17 protein-coding genes and 1 pseudogene are annotated in these 19,785 nt (G+C 58.7%); 3 read left to right on the top strand and 15 right to left on the bottom strand.

The features are described from left to right. Nucleotides 1-6 precede the first annotated feature (6 nt). Together flhA and U6037_RS07880 are read right to left on the bottom strand one after the other, a co-directional pair. The gene (gene flhA, locus U6037_RS07885; protein ID WP_064120994.1) at nucleotides 7-2,136 is read right to left on the bottom strand and encodes a flagellar biosynthesis protein FlhA; all 2,130 of its coding nucleotides are present in this window, start codon (nucleotides 2,134-2,136) and stop codon (nucleotides 7-9) included. Between the two features lie 193 nt (nucleotides 2,137-2,329). Continuing rightward, complete coding sequence (locus U6037_RS07880; RefSeq protein WP_322846358.1) at nucleotides 2,330-2,620, bottom strand: hypothetical protein; 291 nt, start codon at nucleotides 2,618-2,620, stop codon at nucleotides 2,330-2,332. A gap of 589 nt (nucleotides 2,621-3,209) precedes the next feature. On the opposite strand from U6037_RS07880, the pseudogene U6037_RS07875 reads away from it, so the two are divergent. The 3 genes and pseudogenes from U6037_RS07875 to U6037_RS07865 all read left to right on the top strand — a co-directional run. Beyond that, a pseudogene (locus U6037_RS07875) lies at nucleotides 3,210-3,386 on the top strand (DUF6124 family protein); the annotation flags it as partial. A gap of 304 nt (nucleotides 3,387-3,690) precedes the next feature. After that, nucleotides 3,691-7,347, top strand: a complete 3,657-nt coding sequence (locus U6037_RS07870) for an Ig-like domain-containing protein (protein ID WP_322846357.1) — start codon at nucleotides 3,691-3,693, stop codon at nucleotides 7,345-7,347. Between the two features lie 425 nt (nucleotides 7,348-7,772). Continuing rightward, nucleotides 7,773-8,132: a DUF6124 family protein gene (locus tag U6037_RS07865; protein ID WP_322846356.1), complete on the top strand. Its 360-nt coding sequence runs from the start codon at nucleotides 7,773-7,775 to the stop codon at nucleotides 8,130-8,132. A 232-nt stretch (nucleotides 8,133-8,364) separates the two neighbouring features. Here U6037_RS07865 and U6037_RS07860 read toward each other — a convergent pair whose 3' ends face one another. The 13 genes from U6037_RS07860 to U6037_RS07800 all read right to left on the bottom strand — a co-directional run bounded on the left by U6037_RS07860 (nucleotide 8,365) and on the right by U6037_RS07800 (nucleotide 19,785). Further along, a complete protein-coding gene (locus U6037_RS07860) occupies nucleotides 8,365-9,033 on the bottom strand; it encodes a hypothetical protein (RefSeq protein WP_322846355.1) in 669 nt (222 codons plus the stop codon). Between the two features lie 827 nt (nucleotides 9,034-9,860). Continuing rightward, nucleotides 9,861-10,097 (bottom strand): hypothetical protein, encoded by a 237-nt coding sequence (locus tag U6037_RS07855; RefSeq protein ID WP_322846354.1) that lies wholly within the window; start codon nucleotides 10,095-10,097, stop codon nucleotides 9,861-9,863. Between the two features lie 140 nt (nucleotides 10,098-10,237). Continuing rightward, nucleotides 10,238-11,377 (bottom strand): flagellar biosynthesis protein FlhB, encoded by a 1,140-nt coding sequence (gene flhB, locus U6037_RS07850; RefSeq protein ID WP_322846353.1) that lies wholly within the window; start codon nucleotides 11,375-11,377, stop codon nucleotides 10,238-10,240. Between the two features lie 3 nt (nucleotides 11,378-11,380). Further along, a complete protein-coding gene (gene fliR / locus U6037_RS07845) occupies nucleotides 11,381-12,166 on the bottom strand; it encodes a flagellar biosynthetic protein FliR (RefSeq protein ID WP_095114145.1) in 786 nt (261 codons plus the stop codon). A gap of 3 nt (nucleotides 12,167-12,169) precedes the next feature. Beyond that, on the bottom strand, nucleotides 12,170-12,439 hold the full coding sequence (fliQ, locus tag U6037_RS07840; RefSeq protein WP_038363854.1) for a flagellar biosynthesis protein FliQ: 270 nt from the start codon (nucleotides 12,437-12,439) through the stop codon (nucleotides 12,170-12,172). Further along, nucleotides 12,436-13,194 carry a flagellar type III secretion system pore protein FliP gene (gene fliP / locus U6037_RS07835; protein ID WP_007920027.1) on the bottom strand — a complete coding sequence of 253 codons (759 nt, stop codon included), beginning with the start codon at nucleotides 13,192-13,194 and terminating at the stop codon, nucleotides 12,436-12,438. Before fliP ends, fliQ begins: the two co-directional genes overlap by 4 nt. Next, nucleotides 13,194-13,646 carry a flagellar biosynthetic protein FliO gene (gene fliO / locus U6037_RS07830; RefSeq protein ID WP_322846352.1) on the bottom strand — a complete coding sequence of 151 codons (453 nt, stop codon included), beginning with the start codon at nucleotides 13,644-13,646 and terminating at the stop codon, nucleotides 13,194-13,196. Before fliO ends, fliP begins: the two co-directional genes overlap by 1 nt. Then, nucleotides 13,647-14,096 (bottom strand): flagellar motor switch protein FliN, encoded by a 450-nt coding sequence (fliN, locus tag U6037_RS07825; protein WP_007920031.1) that lies wholly within the window; start codon nucleotides 14,094-14,096, stop codon nucleotides 13,647-13,649. 56 nt (nucleotides 14,097-14,152) lie between these two features. Further along, complete coding sequence (gene fliM, locus U6037_RS07820) at nucleotides 14,153-15,121, bottom strand: flagellar motor switch protein FliM (protein ID WP_007920032.1); 969 nt, start codon at nucleotides 15,119-15,121, stop codon at nucleotides 14,153-14,155. A gap of 9 nt (nucleotides 15,122-15,130) precedes the next feature. Beyond that, on the bottom strand, nucleotides 15,131-15,634 hold the full coding sequence (gene fliL, locus U6037_RS07815) for a flagellar basal body-associated protein FliL (RefSeq protein ID WP_007920033.1): 504 nt from the start codon (nucleotides 15,632-15,634) through the stop codon (nucleotides 15,131-15,133). Nucleotides 15,635-16,235: 601 nt separating this feature from the next. Continuing rightward, nucleotides 16,236-17,597, bottom strand: coding sequence for a flagellar hook-length control protein FliK (locus tag U6037_RS07810; protein ID WP_322846351.1), 1,362 nt, complete (start codon nucleotides 17,595-17,597; stop codon nucleotides 16,236-16,238). 105 nt (nucleotides 17,598-17,702) lie between these two features. Next, nucleotides 17,703-18,050 carry an Hpt domain-containing protein gene (locus U6037_RS07805; protein WP_322846350.1) on the bottom strand — a complete coding sequence of 116 codons (348 nt, stop codon included), beginning with the start codon at nucleotides 18,048-18,050 and terminating at the stop codon, nucleotides 17,703-17,705. A 31-nt stretch (nucleotides 18,051-18,081) separates the two neighbouring features. Further along, complete coding sequence (locus U6037_RS07800) at nucleotides 18,082-19,785, bottom strand: fused response regulator/phosphatase (RefSeq protein WP_322846349.1); 1,704 nt, start codon at nucleotides 19,783-19,785, stop codon at nucleotides 18,082-18,084.

The following is a 19,785-nucleotide window of genomic DNA, read 5'->3' as shown; positions in this document are numbered from 1 at the left end:
ACTACCTCAGCCGTTGGGCCCTACTGTCGCAACGATGGTCACTTGCTTGTTGTCCGGTATTTCCTGGTAGGCCAGCACATGCAGCCCAGGGACTGCGAGGCGGCCAAAGCGCGAGAGCATCGCGCGGATCGGGCCTGCGACCAAAAGGATCACCGGCTGACCTTGCATTTCCTGACGCTGCGCCGCTTCGATGAGCGAACGCTGCAGCTTCTCGGCCATGCTTGGCTCCAGCAGAACGCCCTCTTCCGAGCCTTGTCCTGCCTTCTGCAGACTATTGAGCAATATTTGTTCCAACCTTGGTTCCAAGGTGATCACAGGCAGCTCGGACTCAGTGCCTACAATGCTTTGGACGATGGCGCGGGATACGCCGACGCGCACCGCAGCCACCAGCGCGGCGGTATCTTGACTCTTGGCGGCGTTGTTGGCGATGGCTTCGGCGATGCTGCGAATATCGCGCACCGGCACGTGTTCGGCCAACAGCGCTTGGAGAACCTTGAGCAGTTGCGACAACGAGACCACGCCCGGCACCAGCTCTTCTGCCAGTTTCGGCGAGCTTTTGGCCAGCAATTGCATGAGTTGCTGCACTTCTTCGTGGCCAATCAGCTCACTGGAGTGTTTGTACAGAATCTGGTTCAAGTGCGTCGCGACCACGGTGCTGGCATCGACCACGGTGTAACCGAGCGATTGTGCCTGCGCACGCTGGCTGATTTCGATCCACACCGCCTCCAGGCCGAAAGCCGGATCTTTGGCGTTGATACCGTTGAGCGTGCCGTAGACCTGGCCCGGGTTGATCGCCAGCTCGCGGTCCGGATAGATCTCGGCTTCGGCGAGGATCACGCCCATCAGGGTCAGGCGATAAGCGCTCGGCGCCAGATCGAGGTTGTCGCGGATGTGCACGGTCGGCATCAGGAAGCCCAGATCCTGCGAGAGCTTCTTGCGCACGCCCTTGATCCGCGCCAGCAATTGCCCGCCCTGGTTGCGATCCACCAGCGGAATCAGGCGATAACCGACTTCCAGGCCGATCATGTCGATCGGCGTCACGTCGTCCCAGCCCAGCTCTTTGGTTTCCATGGCGCGGGCCGGCGACGGCAGCAAATCCTGCTGGCGCTTGACCTCTTCCAACGCCACGACCTTGGCCACGTTCTGCTTCTTCCAGAACAGGTACGCGCCACCGGCGGCCAGCGCAGCCATGCTCAGGAACGAGAAGTGCGGCATGCCCGGCACCAGGCCCATGACTGCCATCAGACCGGCCGCCACCGCCAACGCTTTCGGCGAGGCGAACATCTGACGGTTGATCTGCTTGCCCATGTCTTCCGAACCGGAAGCACGGGTCACCATGATCGCTGCTGCTGTCGATAACAACAGTGATGGCAATTGCGCCACTAAACCGTCACCGATGGTCAGCAAGGCGTAAACCCGACCGGCATCGCCGAAGCTCATGTTGTGCTGGAAGATACCGACAGCCATGCCGCCAATGAGGTTGATGAACAGAATCAGCAGGCCGGCGATGGCGTCACCACGGACGAACTTGCTGGCACCGTCCATCGAACCGTAGAACTCGGCCTCTTGGGCGACTTCCTGACGGCGCGCCTTGGCCTGGTTCTGGTCGATCAGACCGGCGTTGAGGTCGGCGTCAATCGCCATTTGTTTGCCGGGCATCGCATCGAGGGTGAAACGCGCGCTCACCTCGGAAATCCGCCCGGCACCTTTGGTTACCACGACGAAGTTGATGATCATCAGAATCGCGAAGACCACGATACCAACCACGTAGTTACCGCCGATCACCACCTCACCGAAGGCCTGAATCACCTTACCGGCAGCGGCGTGACCATCCTGACCGTGGAGCATCACCACCCGCGTCGAGGCCACGTTCAACGCCAGCCGCAGCAGCGTCGCCACCAGCAGAATCGTCGGGAACACGGCAAAATCCAGCGGTCGCAGCGCATACACGCAGACCAACAGGACGACGATCGACAGGGCAATGTTGAAGGTAAAAAACACGTCGAGCAGGAACGGCGGCACCGGCAGCATCATCATCGCCAGCATCACCAGCAACAGCAACGGCACGCCCAGATTGCCTCGACTGAGGTCGGCAACGTTTGTGCGAGCAGTGTTGAATAACTGAGAGCGATCCACCGGTTTTCCCCGTTCCTTTAAAGCAAACTTTTGACGCCCAGAGCGGGCTCACGGCGGGTACTGCAAGAAGCTTTCCAACTTTTGCAGCGAAATGAGATACAGAGGGTTAAGCGGGGTGGGGGAGCAGTATTTTCAGGTAAGGCGGAGTCAGCAGAATCTCATCAAAAAATTGCCAACCCCGCTGCGCTTTAAATTAAAAGCGGAGATTGGTCACTTCCTTCGAACCTTTTTTCACCAGATCACATACGACCCTCCTACCGACTTTGAAGTTGAATTGGTGCTTTAGGCTTTCAGGGACCAGAAAGAAAAAACACCTTTCGTCAGGGTTAATCGGAGGTTCCGGGTGAGGTGAGGAAATTTGCCCGGTAAGTATCTTTTTTATTTCGACGTATTCATCGTACGTTCCCGGAAAGATAGTGCCCCTACCAGTTTTTTCGTCGTAGCTTACGAATGCACCCACGTCATCTTTATCTTGCAATTCCATTTCCTTTCTCCTTTGCCATCGCATATGCAGGCGCACCCAATGTGCGACACCACCCATCAATCAAAACGCAAAGGCACGCGTCACACACCTGTAAAACCTGACAGGTTGAACGCGCTTTCAGACGAAAGGTAAGCCTCAGAAATCGAGCCGCAGATCTGGCGAATCTCGACAAAGCGCAGGGAGCTTTCAGGGACAGTCCACGTATTCACTCAGACAGTCGCCCAATCTTTCACCTCTTAAACCCCTGTATTTAAAAGACACCTCATGACACGCGTTCGAGGATACAAATCCTTGCGCCATTGCCTACAGCCAAGCCAGAATCCGCCGGCTTGTACGCCTTGGGGTCGGGTTCTATTGTGGGTCGGTCGCTGACACATCAGCGATCGGGTCTCGCAGCCCGTCGATCTCTGGACGCACAACATCCGCTTTGCTTGTGGCGGCTGTACGTGGGAGACCTTCGGGTCTGCCGGTTCTAGAGTCCCGGTCTGCGACCCGCGTATAGCTGCCACCCTCATTCGTCTCGCAGCGAACGTTGGCAGCTCCAATGACTCTAGGAGCTTCACCATGATCAAACCAACACCCAACCCACCCGAAACCGACCCCACCTCCCCGTAAAGCTCGCCGGATGTATGCCGTCACCGCAGACTTCAAAAACGAGGAACTGCTGGCCGACGCCAGCGAAACACTCGCCTCAGCCAGAACTATCGCTCATGACTTCGCTCATCTAATCCCCGCGTCGCAACGCAGGACGCTGCTGGGCATCGCGTAATTGATCATGCTCGGCGAGCTGGCGGTGAATCGAGTGATGGATAATCTGGAGTTGCCGTAGTAAAGCGCCACTACTGATGATCCCTGGGGGAGTGAGCTTGCTCACGAAGTCTGTCTTCCAGGCAACACATCTTTCCAGCCAAAAAAACCGCCATTCCGGATCAACCGGGACGGCGGTTTTCATAGAGTAAGCGACCACTCGTCGTTTAACCGTCGTCACCTGTCAGATCTGACAGGTGCGCTTTTCTCGATTCCGCGTCCTAATCACTCCATCGCCCAAACCCTCGGCAGGAGTGCCCGTCATGCTCATCCAACCGCGCAAGGAAATCTCGCTCCTGGCCCTGCTCGACCCGGAAATCTCCGGCGGTCGAGATCTCGGCGACGGCACCTGGGGCGTCAATCTCGCGGCCGCACGACTCACCTACCCCGACTTGGGGATGAAGATCCAGTGTCCGGCCTGGTCCAACATGAATGTGGGCGATAACTGCAAGTTGTTGCTGAACACCATCATGGTGGCGCAAAAGACCATCACCGATCAGGTCGAAATCGGTGAGCGCGTCACCCTGTTCGTCCCGCCGCAGCGCTTGCTCAGCGGCGACTGGGATCTGTCCTACGAGGTCAAGCGTGTCAGTCAGGCCGCGGAACCCGGGCCGACGCTCAAGCTTGTCGTCAAACTCGAACTGCCCGGCGGTCAGGATACCAACCCCGAGTATGGCCACTCCGAACTGAGCATGACCTTCGATCCGCCGGATGTGGTACGCGACGGTGTCGACAAGGTCACTGCCAAGCAAGGCGTGCTGGTTTACGCCAAACCCAAACCCGGCGATGGCCTGCTCTACGAGAATGTCGCCGTCGGTGACGTGATCATCCTGGCCTGGGCCGGGAAAAACGTGGAGTCCGAGCCCGTCACCCAGGAACAGCTCGACGATCCAGAGGGTAATCCCATTGTGGTTCTGGCCGACGAAGCCACCATCCTTTCAGCCGGAGACTCCGACGGGGTGTCGGTCAACTACAAGATCCGCGACCGCGTGTACAACGAGTCCGCAGACTGGTGCGAGGCCGTTTATATTGCCGTCGACACCCAGGGCTTGCGCCTGGGGGCGCCCATCCTCAAACAGGCCGACGGTCTCATCGTGGATCTGGAGATGCTGGGGGACGATGATCCGCTGGTGGAGGTCTGGGCGGATGACGTGAACATCTTCAAAAAGAACGACGAGATCTACCTCAGCGTTATCGGTACCGACGACGAAGGTAAAGAGATCAGTGAAACGGCGATCCAGCGTATTGAAACCACGCCGCCGGTGCGAGTCTCGATCGCGCACAAGAACAGCACCCTGCGCGCCTTGGCCAAACGCACGGTGGTGTATTCCTATCATGTACGCCGCGGCGGCGTCGTGGTCGACAACTCCAGATCCAAGTCTCGCGCCTACAGCGTTATCGGCGAACCGACACGCCTGGCCGCGCCCATCGCAATCGACCAGATCAGCGGCGCGCTCGACCCCGACGCGCCCGAATACCGCATCCGCATTCCCCACGATCCATTGATCACCACGGACAAAGCCATCGAGCTCAAATGGTTCGGCATCCGGGCCGACCTGACGACTTACGACCCGGAACTGGAGTGGTATTTCCCCAGCGATGACGAGGCCAATGACCTCAAGGGGTTCATCGTCACCGTCGCCGGCAAACACGGCAAAACCCTGGAGGGCGGCACGCTGGATCTGTCGTACAACCTGCTGAGCGACGAAAACGGCACCATCACCCGTCGCGCCTCTTTGCACGCCTCGCTGTTGAACATTGGCGAGCCGCAGCGGGAGCTGGTCAAACCCATCGTGCTGGGTGAAAAGGATGGCGTGCTGGACCCCGAGGACCTTCCGGGCGGAGCCAGCAAAATCACCGCCCCACGGCCGGTGGCCAATCCGACCAAAGCCAAGGACATCGTAACTTACACTTGGAAAGTAGAAGGTCAGACGCCTGTCACGGACTCCAAAACGCACAATGAGCTGTCCAAGGACAAGGACGTCGATTTCCCACTGAACGCCGCGTTTGTGGCGCAGCACATCGAGCCTAATCGCGGAAAGACTGTGCAAGTGAGCTACGAAATTCTCCGGGCAGTCGGCAACAAGACCAGCTATTCGAATGTGCTGGAGTTTGTGATCGGTGAACCGGTGGCACTCGATCCGCCAACCATCGACTCGGTCAAGGGATCGCCGAGCGGCAAGGATATTCTCGAGGGTGGCACGACCGTTGAAACCAGCGTGGTGCTCAGCGGCACGGGCGCCAAGGGCAAGAACGTCGAAATACGCGATGGCGCTACCTTCGTTGTTGAGGTCACGGCCGATCCGGTCTCCGGAATCTGGACCTACACCATGTCGGGGCTGACTGTGACGAAACACAGTTTTACCGCGACAGGAAAGTATGGTGACGATCCCGCCTCGGCTGCTTACAACCTCACTGTCACGGCCCTCATTGTGCCGACGCTGGACAATGTGCTGGATGACAAAGGTGCGGAGGTGCCTGATGAGCAAACGACTATCAGCACATCGCTGACACTCAAAGGCACTGCCAGCAAGGGTCAGGATGTCGAGATCTACGATGGCAACGGTGCAAGCGCGGTGCTCAAGGGAACCGCGACCGCGGATGAAATCACAGGCCTGTGGGAATGCACGATCACGGTTGTAGTCGGCGCGCGCCGGTTGTTTGCCAAATCCCTTTATCACCCCACATCGACCTATTCCAATGTACGACTCCTGACGGTGGAAGCCCTCAGGGCGCCGACATTGACATCAGTCAAAGGCTCGTCGAGCGATAACGAAATCTCCGAGGATGGCTTCACCGTGGAAACGGCCGTCATTTTGAGCGGCGTTGCCGCAGCCGGGCGGGACGTTGAAGTGCTCGACGGTACGGTTATCAAAGGTCAAGAGGTCGCCGATGGAGTAACCGGCATCTGGAGTCTGTCGGTTTCAGACCTGAGCAAAGCCAGGCACAGCTTTACCGCCAGAGACCTGAGGCAACCGAGTCTGGTGTCGGCAGCGAGAACAATGACGGTCACGGAAGACGTCGCCCCTACGATGACGTCAGTCAAAGGCTCTCCCAGCGATATCGAAATCCCCCAAGGCGGGGTCACCGTGGAAACTGCCGTAATCCTGAGCGGCGTCGCGGCCAAGGGTCAGCAGATCGAAGTATTCGACGGTGCAACTTCAAAAGGTAAAGCGACTGCCGATCCCGCAACGGGCAAATGGGAACTGCCGGTGACAGGCCTGAGTGTTGCTGCGCACAGCTTTACCGCCAAAGCGTTGTATGGCTCCGGTGCCGTGTCGGCCGCTCGAACTTTTCGCGTCGTCCGTAAGCTATCAATCGACCAATCGCTAATGACCCTGAATGGAGTTAAGTTGCTTCAGTCCTACGGATGGAACAGTAAAGAAGTTTCGGGAAATACGATGACTCGAGTACCAACAGGCGGAATTCCTGAAGTCACGTTCACCTCATCAATTCCTTCAATCGCAGCTGTAGACAGGACTACCGGCAAAGTGACTGGCCTTAAAAATGGATCCGCAGTTATTACTGTCAGAGATGGATCTAACAATCAGCTTTCATATCAGGTCATCGTCTCAAACGTTTTTAAAATGATAATCTCCGCAGCTACTGACAGGCTCTCATTTGATCAAATTCATGCATGGGGATTAGCACAAGGTGGAGTGCAACTGCCCGGAGCTACGGACGCAAAGCCAATAATCAAAGCATTCCTCGAAAATTTCACTGAACTTAATGTTTTTTTGAGACGCATCGATCCGGGCATGGATCCTCGTTATAAAGTGCGATGGCAGGCACCGACGAAAAACAATATAGTTGCCGGTCATTACCTAAAAGAAAACGGCACTCCCAATGCGATCGCATATGGACCAACAGGAGTTGGTGGGTTTGAGGGGCCAGCTTTCACTTTTGTGCCGACATCCTGAGAGAAAAGTGCGCGTTATCAGGGACAGACCACGGTTTCCCCTGATCTTCGTCCGACTTTTTGCCTTTTAAACTGAAGTGTTTAAAAGACACCTCCAGACACGCCTTTCAGGCTACAAATTCTTGCGCCATTGCCTACAGCTACGCCAGAATCCGCCGGCTTGTGCGCTTTGGGGTCGGGTTCTATTGTGGGTCGGTCGCTGACGAATCAGCGATCGGGTTTAGCGACTCGGACCATCTCAGTGCATCAGCGTTCGTGGCTTCGTTGTGGGACTTTTCGCCCGCAATTACGTTATGGCGGCTGTATGCGGGAGACCTTTGGGTCTACCGGGGTGCCTGTGACCGGTTCGCTAACCTGCGTACAGCTGCCACCTTCACTTGTTTAGCGACAGGGAAAGAGTGGCTCCATAACCTCAGGAGCTTCACCATGATCAAACCAACACCCAACCCACCCGAAACCGACCCCACCTCCCCCTACGAATCCCTCGATTCAAAAAAACTCCACGACGCCGCCGACCGCGCGCTCGATCACTACCTCTGCCCACCCGGCTCCACGCCGCCGCCACGTAAAACCCGCCGGATGTACGCGGTCACTGCGGACTTCAAAAACGAGGAACTGCTGGCGGATGCCTGCGAAACCCTCGCCTCAGCCAGAACCATCGCCCATGACTTCGCCCATCTCATACCGGCGTCGCAGCGCAGGACTTTGCTGGGGATTGCGCAATTGATCATGCTCGGCGAGCTGGCGGTGAATCGGGTGATGGATAATCTGGAGTTGCCGCAGTAGCGAGAATCCGCGACAAGCCCTGAGTAAGGCGTAGTGGCTGCTGACGTCTTCGTCGGATCGCCGCCCGGAGCAAGCCCGCTCCCACAGGGATCTGCGCCGTTCACAGATCCCTGATACACCGCCGAACCTCTGGGAGCGGGCTTGCCCGCGAAGGCGACCTCACAGCCAAAACAAGTCTTCAGGCATAAAAAACGCCGCACCGTGCAATCGGGACGGCGTTTTTTAACGCTGGTTACTGCGCAGTCAGTATCTGCTTGGGCGCAATGTTGCCGAAGCCCAGTTGCTTGCCATTGACGTAGCGCGTACCCCGCAAAATCTGCTCACCTTCGACCTCAACGAAGTCCTCATCCATGTACATCAGCACGACCTTGGTCACTGGCGCAATGACTCCAGGGATCATCAGATCGGTTTGCAGCAGATTGAGCGCCCAATGAAACTGGATGACCGGCAAATCTCCGATTTCGATCTGACCCGTGTCATCCAGCGATCTGAAGTCTCTGCGTGCTGTCACGCGGAATTTTCGCCCGACCTGCACAAACTCCGGTTTGCCATAACGCACCTGCAGATGAGGGCCGGTCGCCCATTGATCGTTGTAATAACCAGGCGAGGTGAAGAGTTCGAACAGCGCCTGATTATCGCGGATGCTTCCCGCTGCACTGAACAGGTAGTTGTAGGAATAGTGGTAAGCCAGGCCGTCCAGTTCAGGCCTGATCGCGTTGATCGGGTTGTCGAGATAATCCGGGATATAAGCATTGGCCATCTGTTTGAAATGGGTGAAATCCAGATCCATGTCGAAAGTGATGGTGTAACGGATGGCCCGCTCCTTGGGGTTCTGTTCCAGTCGCCCTGAAACATATTCCAGGCCCATGCCCTCGAGTTTTCGGTAAATGCGCTCTGCCATGATCGTACGCTCCTGGGTCGGTAAACTTGCGCCCCTATTTCGACGTCATGGCCAGCCGTCCGTCTACTGTAAGAGTTGACAGGTGGATGGCATTTCCAGACCAACGGTCTCTCTGGAAAAGGCGACGGATTTATTTAACCAGTGATTTAACATCGGGGTTTGATCGAGATTTTTCTGCTGACCGGGATGGCCCTTTCGCGAGCAAGCTCGCTCCCACAGGGAAATGTATTGCAAATGTGGGAGCGAGCTTGCTCGCGAAGGGGCCACTGAAGTCAGTGCAAATCGCCTTTTAAACTCAGGCGTTTAAAAGACACCTTCAGACACGTCTCACAGGCTACAAATTCTTGCGCCATTGCCTACAGCTACGCCAGAATCCGCCGGCTTGTGCGCTGTGGGGTCGGGTTCTATTGTGGGTCGGTCGCTGACGAATCAGCGATCGGGTTTAGCGATCCGATACCTTACAGATGCTCAATCCCCTGTCTCAATTGCAGCTTTGTCTATCTGCACTTGGCGTCATGGTGGCTGTGCGTGGGAGACCTTCGGGTCTACCCGGGGTTTCTGTGACCCGGATCGCTAACCTGCGTACAGCCGCCACCTTTACTTGTTTAGCGATGAGCCGTGGCGGCTAAATCAACCACGGAGTCTCACCATGATCAAACCAACACCCAACCCACCCGAAACCGACCCCACCTCCCCCTACGAATCCGTCGATTCAAAAAAGCGAAGGCGACCTCACGGCCAGCACATGTCTTCAGGTATAAAAAAACCGCCACCCCGTTGAATCGGGCCGGCGGTTTTTTCGTTTCAGCGGCTTTGCGATCGATTGCTCAATACCGGAGGATTTTCACTTTTCCATTCTTGCTTCTGGGCAATTCGAACTCGACTTCGCCGCCCACTTTGACGTTCGCCTGCTGAGCATTAACCAATGGAATACTGAATCGGTATTCTTTGGCGGTCAGAAAAAAAACCGTGGCTTCGGCAAAGGAAAGGGATCGTCCCGAGGCCTTCGGCGTGATGGTGCCCCTTCCGGTTTTTTCATCGTAGCTGCTGAAAATACCTTTCATTGCCTTGCTCCTTTGCACTCGCCCGCATGACCGCGCCAGGTTCGCGGCAGCACCTTGCATCAAACCGCAAAATCACAGCGAGCGCACCTGTCAGAGTTGACAGTAATGGGGGATCGCAGACCAATGGCTGTACAGCAATGTCAGGAATCGCGGCGCAAGTCCGGCGGAATCGGCAAGTCGTCCTTGAGCGGATCCGGGCGCTTGCCCTTGCCGGCGCGGAACTGGCGGATCTGGTAGACGTAAGCCAAGACCTGGGCAACCGCCAGATACAGCCCGCCGGGGATTTCCTGCTCAAGCTCAGTGGAGTAATAGATCGAACGCGCCAGCCCCGGCGACTCGAGGAGCATGACGTTGTTGGCCACGGCGATTTCGCGGATTTTCAACGCCAAGAAGTCGCTGCCCTTGGCCAGCAGTATCGGCGCCCCGCCCTTCTCCGAGTCGTACTTGAGCGCGACGGCGTAGTGGGTCGGGTTGGTGATGACCACGTCGGCGTCGGGAATCGCCGCCATCATCCGGCGCTGGGACATTTCGCGCTGGGTCTGGCGGATGCGCTGTTTGACCTCCGGGCGCCCCTCCTGATCCTTGTGTTCGTCGCGCACTTCCTGCTTGGTCATCAGCAGTTTCTTGTGCGCCTCCCAGAGCTGCACCGGCACGTCGACGGCAGCGATGATGATCAGGCCGCAGGCCAGCCACAAGGTGCTCCAGCCGACCAGAGTAACGCTGTGAATGATCGCCATTTCAAGCGGTTCATGGGCGATCCGCAAAAAGTCATCGACGTCTGATAACAACACCACCAACGCCACACCCAGGGTGATCAAAAACTTGGCCAGTGCCTTGAGCAACTCAACCACTGACTTGAACGAAAACATCCGTTTCAGGCCTGCAGCGGGATTCATCCGGCTGAACTTAGGGGCCAGGGAACCGGCCGCAAACAGCCAGCCACCGAGGGAAATCGGCCCGATCAACGCCGCGAGCAACAGGGTGATCATGATCGGCTGGATCGCCAACAGCGCCATCTGGCCCGACTGCAACAGAAACGCACCCATGGAGCCCTGATCCATGATCACTTCGCGTGACAGCGTGAAGTTCAGGCGCATCAGCTCCATCAGGTCTTCGGCCAGCATGCCGCCGAACACCAGCAGCGCACCGGCACCGGCCATGGTCACGGCCAGGGTATTGAGTTCTTTGGAACGGGCAATCTCGCCCTTCTCACGGGAGTCCTTTTTACGTTTCTCCGTGGGGTCTTCTGTTTTGTCCTGACCGCTTTCGCTCTCTGCCATGAGTCAGCGCGCCCGTGCCAGTTCGCGTAACAGCTGCAAGGCCTCGGTGGCCAGCGGCTGGTACTGATTGAGAATGTCCGCCAGCCCGACCCAGACGATGAACAGACCGAGCACCAAGGTCAGCGGAAAACCGATGGAGAAAATGTTCAGTTGTGGCGCCGCGCGGGTCATCACGCCAAACGCGATGTTGACCACCAGCAACGCCGTCACCGCCGGCAGCACCAGCAACAACGCCGCACCGAGGACCCAGCCGAGTTTGCCGGCCAGCTCCCAGTAATGCGCGGTCATCAGACCGCTGCCGACCGGTAGCGTGGTGAAGCTTTCGGTGAGCACTTCGAAGACCACCAGGTGGCCGTTCATCGACAGGAACAGCAACGTCACGAGCATGGTGAAAAACTGCCCGATCACCGCCACCGACACGCCGTTGGCCGGGTCGACCATCGAGGCGAAGCCCATGCCCATCTGGATCGCCACGATCTGCCCCGCGACGGCAAAGGCCTGGAAAAACAGCTGCAGGGAAAACCCGAGTACCGCACCGACGAGAATCTGCTCGGCAATCATCAGCAAACCGCTGAGATCCAGCGGGCTCACCGCTGGCATCGGCGGCAGGCTCGGCGCAATGCACACGGTGATCGCTACGGCGAAATACAGGCGGATCCGCCGCGACACCAGCGTGGTGCCGAACACCGGCATCACCATCAGCATCGACGCGACGCGAAACAGCGGCAACATGAACGAGGCCACCCAGGTACTGATCTGGGTGTCGGTCAGCTGAAGCAGCGATTGCATGGCTTAGCCGATGACCATCGGGATGTTTTTGTACAACTGAATGATGTACTCCATGAACGTCTGCACGATCCACGGACCGCCGATGATGAGGGTCACCAGCATCACCAGCAGACGCGGCAGGAAGCTCAGGGTCTGTTCGTTGATCTGCGTCGCAGCCTGGAACATCGCCACCAGCAAACCTACCAACAGGCTCGGCACCACCAGAATCGCGACCATCAATGTGGTCAGCCAAAGGGCTTCACGAAAGATATCGACCGCAACTTCCGGCGTCATGGCGAGACACCTCCAAAACTGCTGGCCAGGGTGCCGATGATCAGCGCCCAGCCATCGACCAGCACGAACAGCATGATTTTGAACGGCAGCGAGATGATCAGCGGCGAGAGCATCATCATACCCATCGCCATCAGCACACTGGCCACGACGAGGTCGATGATCAGGAACGGAATGAAGATCATGAAGCCGATCTGGAACGCGGTTTTAAGCTCGGAGGTGACGAACGCCGGCACCAGAATGGTCAGTGGCGCCTGATCCGGGGTGGCGATGTCGGTGCGCTTGGACAGACGCATGAACAGCTCCAGATCGCTGGTGCGGGTCTGGGCGAGCATGAAGTCCTTGATCGGCACCTGGGCTTTTTCTACCGCTTGCTGAGCGGTGAGTTTTTCCGCCAGATACGGTTGCAGCGCATCATTGTTCACCCGGTCGAACACCGGGGCCATGATGAACAGGGTCAGGAACAGCGCCATGCCGGTGAGGATCTGGTTCGACGGCGTCTGCTGCAGGCCGAGGGCCTGACGCAGGATCGAGAAGACGATGATGATCCGGGTGAAACTGGTCATCAGAATCACGGCCGCCGGAATGAAGCTCAGGGCGGTCATGATCAGCAGGATCTGCAGACTGACCGAATATTCCTGCGCGCCATCGGCGTTGGTGCCCAGCGTGATCGCCGGGATCGACAACGGATCGGCGGCGAACGCCAGCGGCGCGGCCAGCAACAGGGCCAGCGTCAAGACGATGCGTAACGCACCCATTACTTCTTATCCTTCTGATCCTTGCCGAGAATCTTCAGCAGTTGCTGGGCAAATTCCGGCGTCGCTTTCTCACTGGCGCTGGGCACCTCGACCGGCTCCTTGAGCACATGCAGCGCGGTGATGGTGCCGGGGCTGAGGCCGAGCAGAATCTGCTCGTTGCCGACCTGCACCAACAGCAATCGGTCACGCGTACTGAGTGCGCGCGAACCGATCAGCTCGATCACCTGGCCCTTGCCCGCTGGACCGGCCTGCTGCACTCGGCGCAATAGCCAGGCGAGGAAGAAGATCAACCCCAGCACCAGCAACAGGCCGAACACCAGTTGCGTCAGTTGCCCGGCCACGCCGCTGTTGACCATCGGCGCGGTGGCAGCCGGCACGGTCGTGGCTGTCGACGGCTCGGCGGCCAGCACGCTCAATGGCAATGCCAGCAAAGCCCAGAGAAACCGTTTCACTCAGCGCAGCTTCTTGATGCGTTCGCTCGGGCTGATCACGTCAGTCAGGCGGATGCCGAACTTTTCGTTGACCACCACCACTTCACCGTGCGCGATCAGCGTGCCGTTGACCAGCACATCGAGCGGCTCGCCAGCGAGACGATCAAGCTCGATCACCGAACCTTGGTTGAGTTGCAGCAGGTTGCGGATGTTGATGTCGGTGCTGCCGACTTCCATCGAGATCGACACCGGGATATCGAGGATCACGTCGAGGTTCGGGCCGTCGAGGGTCACCGGATCGTTGTTCTTCGGCACGCTGCCGAACTCTTCCATCGGCAGACGCGAGCCGCTGGCTGCGTCGGCGGCCAGCAGGGCGTCGATGTCAGCTTGACCGTCACCGGTTTCTTCCAGGGCCGCAGCCCATTCGTCAGCCAGTGCCTGGTCGTCCTGGGCGTTCATATCGTCGTTCATCATGTGTCCTCGGCGGGCAACAATTCAGCTAAATGTGTGGGGGTAAAAGCGCCGCTTCAGCGACGCTCGATCGGCTCGATCACCTGCAACGCGAGGTTGCCTTTGTGCGAGCCCATCTTGACCTTGAAGGCCGGCACGCCGTTGGCGCGCATGATCATTTCGTCCGGCATTTCGACCGGGATCACATCCCCCGGCTGCATGTGCAGGATGTCGCGCAGCTTCAACTGGCGGCGCGCGACGGTGGCGCCAATCGGCACGTCGACATCGAGCACGTCCTGGCGCAGGGCGTTGACCCAGCGCTCGTCCTGATCGTCGAGGTCCGACTGGAAACCGGCGTCGAGCATTTCGCGCACCGGCTCGATCATCGAGTACGGCATGGTCACGTGCAGGTCGCCGCCACCGCCGTCGAGTTCGATGTGGAAGGTGGAGACCACGATCGCTTCGCTCGGGCCGACGATGTTAGCCATGGCCGGGTTCACTTCCGAGTTGATGTACTCGAAATTGACTTCCATGATCGCCTGCCAGGCTTCTTTCAAATCGACGAAGGCCTGCTCCAGCACCATGCGCACCACGCGCAGTTCGGTCGGGGTGAATTCACGCCCTTCGATCTTGGCGTGACGGCCGTCGCCGCCGAAGAAGTTGTCCACCAGTTTGAACACCAGTTTGGCGTCGAGGATGAACAGCGCGGTACCGCGCAACGGTTTGATCTTGACCAGATTGAGGCTGGTCGGCACGTACAGCGAGTGCACGTATTCACCGAACTTCATCACCTGTACGCCACCGACGGCAACGTCCGCCGAGCGGCGCAGCATGTTGAACATGCTGATGCGGGTGTAACGGGCAAAACGCTCGTTGATCATTTCCAGAGTCGGCATGCGTCCACGGACGATGCGATCCTGGCTGGTCAGGTCGTAGCTTTTGACACTGCCGGGTTCGGCAGCGTTATCGGTCTGTACCAGACCATCGTCGACGCCATGCAACAGCGCGTCGATTTCATCCTGGGACAGCAGATCCTGCACGGCCATGTCGTGTTCCTACTGCAGTACGAAATTAGTGAAAAGCAACTGTTCGATCACCACTTTGCCCAGCTCTTTCTGCGCCACTTCCTGGACGCTGGCGGTGGCCTTCTGGCGCAACATCTCTTGGCCGACCGGGGTCGCCAAAGTGGCGAAATCCTGACCGGAGAAGAGCATCACCAGGTTGTTGCGGATCACCGGCATGTGCACTTTGAGCGCTTCCAGATCGGCCTGATTACGCGCCAGCATGGTAATGCTCACCTGCATGTAGCGCTGACGGCCGTTCTGGTTGTAGTTGGCGACAAACGCCGGCGCCATCGGCTCGAAAATCGCTGGCTGCTTGCCGACGGGCGCCGCATCGGCGGCCTCAGCAGGCTTGCTCTGGGCACTGTGCATGAAGAACCAGGTCGCCCCCACGGATGCACCAATGGCCAGTAGCAACGCCAGCACGATCACAATGATCAGCTTGAGTTTGCCTTTGGTTGCGGGGTCTTTCACTGCTGCTGTTTCGCTCTTCGCCATGCCAATAATCCGTCACTAATCGGGTTTTCACAGTCGCACGGCAAGGCAAGAGCAAGTGTTATGCCAGAAGTGTCGGTGGTAGTGGAGACAACGCTAAAGTCAAAGGCACCCTCACCCCAGCCCTCTCCCGGAGGGAGAGGGGGCCGACCGAGTTGTTTTGTCGTGATACATCGACCTGAAAGACCGAGTCGAATATGGATTCGGCGCAAGATAATCAGGTCGGCGCACGTCCCGAGCATCCCCCAATCAGTCCCCTCTCCCTCCGGGAGAGGGCCAGGGTGAGGGTGTTCAGGGGCCGACTGAACTGTCAGACGTCAAACATCGACCTGAAAGACCCAGTCGATTATGGATTCACAGCAGAATTAACCGGTCGGCGCACGTCCCGAGCATCCCCCGATCAGTCCCCTCTCCCTCCGGGAGAGGGCCAGGGTGAGGGTGTTCAGGGGCCGACTGAAGTGTCAGACGTCAAACATCGACCTGAAAGACCCAGTCGATTATGGATTCACAGCAGAATTAACCGGTCGGCGCACGTCCCGAGCATCCCCCGATCAGTCCCCTCTCCCTCCGGGAGAGGGCTAGGGTGAGGGGCTCTTGATTTTGATCAGGCGTAATAGTCGACAGCGCTGCTGCCAATCACGCTGGTGGTTTGCGCAGCAACTTCAGCAATAGCGGCAGGCGCCAACTCTTCATCCGCCGAATCGAGGCGACCGCCAGCAGCGCTGGTGCGGCCATTCTGCCCCTGCTGAGCCTGCTCCTGACCTTGCTGGCCCTGCCAGCCACGACTCTGGTCGGAGACATTGACGTCGACCTGGCCCATGCCCTGCTGGTTGAACATGTCGCGCAAGCGATGCATCTGACCATCCAGCGCCTCACGCACACTCGGGTGCGCACTCATGAACGTGACCTGGGTCTGTTGATCCGGGACCATGTTCACGCGAATGTCCAGACGCCCCAGCTCCGCTGGCTGCAACTGAATGTCCGCCGCCTTGAGATTGGCGCTCGACAGATACATGACGCGGTTGACGATTTCTTCGGTCCAGCCACTCTGATGCATGGCGATCGGTTGATTCACCGGCACCGCGTTCGCGGTCTTCGGGGTGGCGGCCTGAGTCAGTGCCGCCAGACGGTTGGCGAAGTCATCGACGCGGGTATCGCTGGTCGCTGTCTTGAGATCTTTGAGGCCATCGTCGATCAAGCCGCTGAACGCTTTGTCGCCGCCCTGACTGGTGCTGTCCTTGTCGGCTTGCACGTCGAGCATGCTGGCCATGCCAGCAGCGAAGTTCTGCGCCGCAGTCAATTCGCCGTCGGCTTGAGCCTGAGCCGGCGAAGCCTTCGGTTGCGCCTGGCTGGCGGCGGAAATGTGGCCGCCCTGCTCCATCGCCATGCGCACGGCCGGCATCGAGTCGAGGGGATCAGCCGAAGGGTCGAAATCGCTATCGGTGGTCGGTGCCGGATCTTTGACCACTCCCGGCAAAACGGCAAGCGCGGGGGTTTCGGCTTCGGGCTGGGCGGCGGCCGGGGCTTGCACTACTGGCGCGCTGACAACCGGCTGCACAGCAACGACCAAGGCCGGATCAAGTGTCGGGTCAACCGGTGCCGCATCAACCACCGGCGTCTGGGCAGTGTTGCTGCTGTCGTCGCTGCTGGCGGTAGTGTCATCGGTCGCCGTGGTTTTATCGGCAGGCAAGTCGTTGCCGCTATCGGCAACCGCCGGTTGCGCAGCGGCAGACTGATCCTTGCCGACATCCTTTTTACCGCTGTTGTCAGCGACCTTGTCACGCGAGGATTTGGGCGAATTGTCTGCGCTGGCAACCGGCTTGCTCGATCCCTGATCGGCGAACACTTTCGCGAAGCTTGAGGCTTTATCCCCGGTATCTACGGCCATGGCCGACGTTTTGGCCGAGGCGGCTTGCGCCTTGGCCTGAGCGGCATTCTGAAGAAGGATGTTGGGGGTCGCAGGCATGAAACGGTCTCCGCTGCACTGGGATCGTAGGTACAGTTGGGGGAGATAACTGCAAGTGCCGGGCCAGTTTTGCCCGGCGCTCGTGAAAAGCGCCGGACGGCGGGATCAATGGGTCAATGCGTGCTGTCGTTCATCTTCGTAAACCGGGCGAACTTCAGCAAATTCGCCACTGATCTCAGCGACCAGCTTGACGATTTCCGCCGGGCTCTTGTCTTTGGCGTCCGACTCCAGTTCCTGGCAGAGCGCCGCCAACCGCACAGCGCCCATGTTACTGGCGCTGCCCTTGAAGCTATGGGCAACCTCCGACAACACTTTGGCATCCGCTGTTTTTCGCAACTCAACCAAGCGACTTTCGGAATCCGCCAGAAAGGTATCCAGCAGCTCCGGATAACCCTCCTCCATGACTTCGCGCAGCACGCTCAGCGCCTCGCGATCAATATGTGTGTCAGCCACTTGCTCACTCCTTGATCAAGAATTGCGCGGATTATGCCTCAACCTCCCAGGAAAACTCCACGCGGGCACTACGACCTTCGTCCGACCAACTGGCGTTGCGCCCCAATTGCCGGACCAGACTGACGCCACGCCCCGACAAACGGACACCGTCCAGCGGCCGCTCCATGACCCGCGCCACATCAAAACCCTTGCCGCTGTCTTCCACGCAAATCACCAGACAACCGCCCTCGCCCCGTGGCTGCACCTGCAAATGCACGCGCACGAAACCGGCCTGCAGCGCTTCCAGCCGCTCATTGCGCTGCTGGTAGTAGCGCGCGAAACCCGCCGCATCGCGCTTGAGACTGGAATCCAGACCGAGCACGCCATGCTCCAGTGCGTTGGAATACAACTCGGCGAGCACGCTGTACAAAGCACCACTCTGCGCCCGCAACCCATGCACCTCAAGCAACAACTGCAACAGGTACGGCAACGGATTGAAACGTTTGAGCGTGGCGCCACGGAATTCGAAGCTCACCGACCAGTCCAGCGGACAGGACTGGCCGCTGTCGGAATACACCGGCGCCGACGGCTTGACCTGCGCCAGTTCCAGCAGGCTGACCTCGACCATGCTGACATCGTCGCGGGCCTCGCCGCGAAAATCCCGTAGCGCCTGCTCGATATCCTCGAACAAGCGGTCCGGCTCGCGATTGGCGGCAAACACCTGCTGCAAACGCTCGACACCGAACAGTTGATCAGTGGCGTCACTGGTGTCGATCACGCCGTCGGACAACAGGAACACCCGATCACCGGCGGTCATCGGATGCACCTCCGTACAGTCGTCGAACGCCTGCGCGCTCAACACCCCCAACGGCAAATGTCGCGCCGCCAGCGGCACACGCTCACCCGTGGCGATGCGATGCAGATAACCGTCGGGCATCCCGCCGTTCCACACCTCGACCGAACGTCGCTGAAAACTCAGACAGAGCAGCGTCGCGCAACAGAACATGTCCACCGGCAGGATGCGTTTGAGTTTGGCGTTCATTTCGCGCAGGGTTTCCGCCAGGCCGTAACCCTTGGCGGTCATGCCATAAAACACTTCGGCCAAGGGCATCGCCCCGACCGCTGCCGGCAGGCCATGACCGGTGAAATCCCCGAGCAATACATGCATGTCACCCGCCGGCGTGTAGGCCGCCAGCAGTAAATCGCCGTTGAACAACGCATAGGGAGATTGCAGGTAACGAATGTTCGGCGCGCTCAGGCAGCCGGAGTGCGCGACCTTGTCGAACACGGCTTTGGCCACGCGCTGTTCGTTGAGCAGGTAATCATGGTGTTTGGCGATCAGGTCGCGCTGTTGCAGCACCGTTGCCTGCAAGCGGCGCAAGCGATCCATCGCCTTGATTTTGGCGGCGAGGATCACGGGGTTGTAGGGCTTCGCCAGAAAATCGTCACCACCCGCCTCCAGACAACGGGCCAGCGCTTCGCTTTCGGTCAGCGACGTGAGGAAGATGATCGGCACCAGCGTTTCGCCCGCCAGCGCCTTGATCTGCCGCGCAGCTTCGAAGCCGTCCATGACCGGCATCATCGCGTCCATCAAGACCAGATCGGGTTGCTGGCGGCGAAACAGGTCAACCGCTTCGGCACCGTTGGCCGCCGTCAGAACCTGGTGACCCTGGCGGCGGACGATGGTCGACAGCAATAAGCGATCGGCGGCGCTGTCTTCGGCGATCAGAATGGTCAGCGGCTCTTGCGCCTGCAT

The organism is Pseudomonas sp. B33.4 (assembly GCF_034555375.1).
Classification (GTDB): Bacteria; Pseudomonadota; Gammaproteobacteria; order Pseudomonadales; family Pseudomonadaceae; genus Aquipseudomonas.
This window is presented reverse-complemented; position numbering and strand designations above follow the sequence as displayed.

Coding starts and splice junctions, on each gene's coding strand:
- fliP (WP_007920027.1), bottom strand. CDS start 13,194: ATGGGTGCGTTACGCATCGTCTTGACGCTGGCCCTGTTGCTGGCCGCG.
- U6037_RS07865 (WP_322846356.1), top strand. CDS start 7,773: ATGATCAAACCAACACCCAACCCACCCGAAACCGACCCCACCTCCCCC.
- fliM (WP_007920032.1), bottom strand. CDS start 15,121: ATGGCCGTGCAGGATCTGCTGTCCCAGGATGAAATCGACGCGCTGTTG.
- U6037_RS07810 (WP_322846351.1), bottom strand. CDS start 17,597: ATGCCTGCGACCCCCAACATCCTTCTTCAGAATGCCGCTCAGGCCAAG.
- U6037_RS07880 (WP_322846358.1), bottom strand. CDS start 2,620: ATGGAATTGCAAGATAAAGATGACGTGGGTGCATTCGTAAGCTACGAC.
- fliL (WP_007920033.1), bottom strand. CDS start 15,634: ATGGCGAAGAGCGAAACAGCAGCAGTGAAAGACCCCGCAACCAAAGGC.
- U6037_RS07855 (WP_322846354.1), bottom strand. CDS start 10,097: ATGAAAGGTATTTTCAGCAGCTACGATGAAAAAACCGGAAGGGGCACC.
- U6037_RS07870 (WP_322846357.1), top strand. CDS start 3,691: ATGCTCATCCAACCGCGCAAGGAAATCTCGCTCCTGGCCCTGCTCGAC.
- fliR (WP_095114145.1), bottom strand. CDS start 12,166: ATGCAATCGCTGCTTCAGCTGACCGACACCCAGATCAGTACCTGGGTG.
- flhB (WP_322846353.1), bottom strand. CDS start 11,377: ATGGCAGAGAGCGAAAGCGGTCAGGACAAAACAGAAGACCCCACGGAG.
- U6037_RS07800 (WP_322846349.1), bottom strand. CDS start 19,785: ATGCAGGCGCAAGAGCCGCTGACCATTCTGATCGCCGAAGACAGCGCC.
- fliN (WP_007920031.1), bottom strand. CDS start 14,096: ATGAACGACGATATGAACGCCCAGGACGACCAGGCACTGGCTGACGAA.
- U6037_RS07860 (WP_322846355.1), bottom strand. CDS start 9,033: ATGGCAGAGCGCATTTACCGAAAACTCGAGGGCATGGGCCTGGAATAT.
- fliQ (WP_038363854.1), bottom strand. CDS start 12,439: ATGACGCCGGAAGTTGCGGTCGATATCTTTCGTGAAGCCCTTTGGCTG.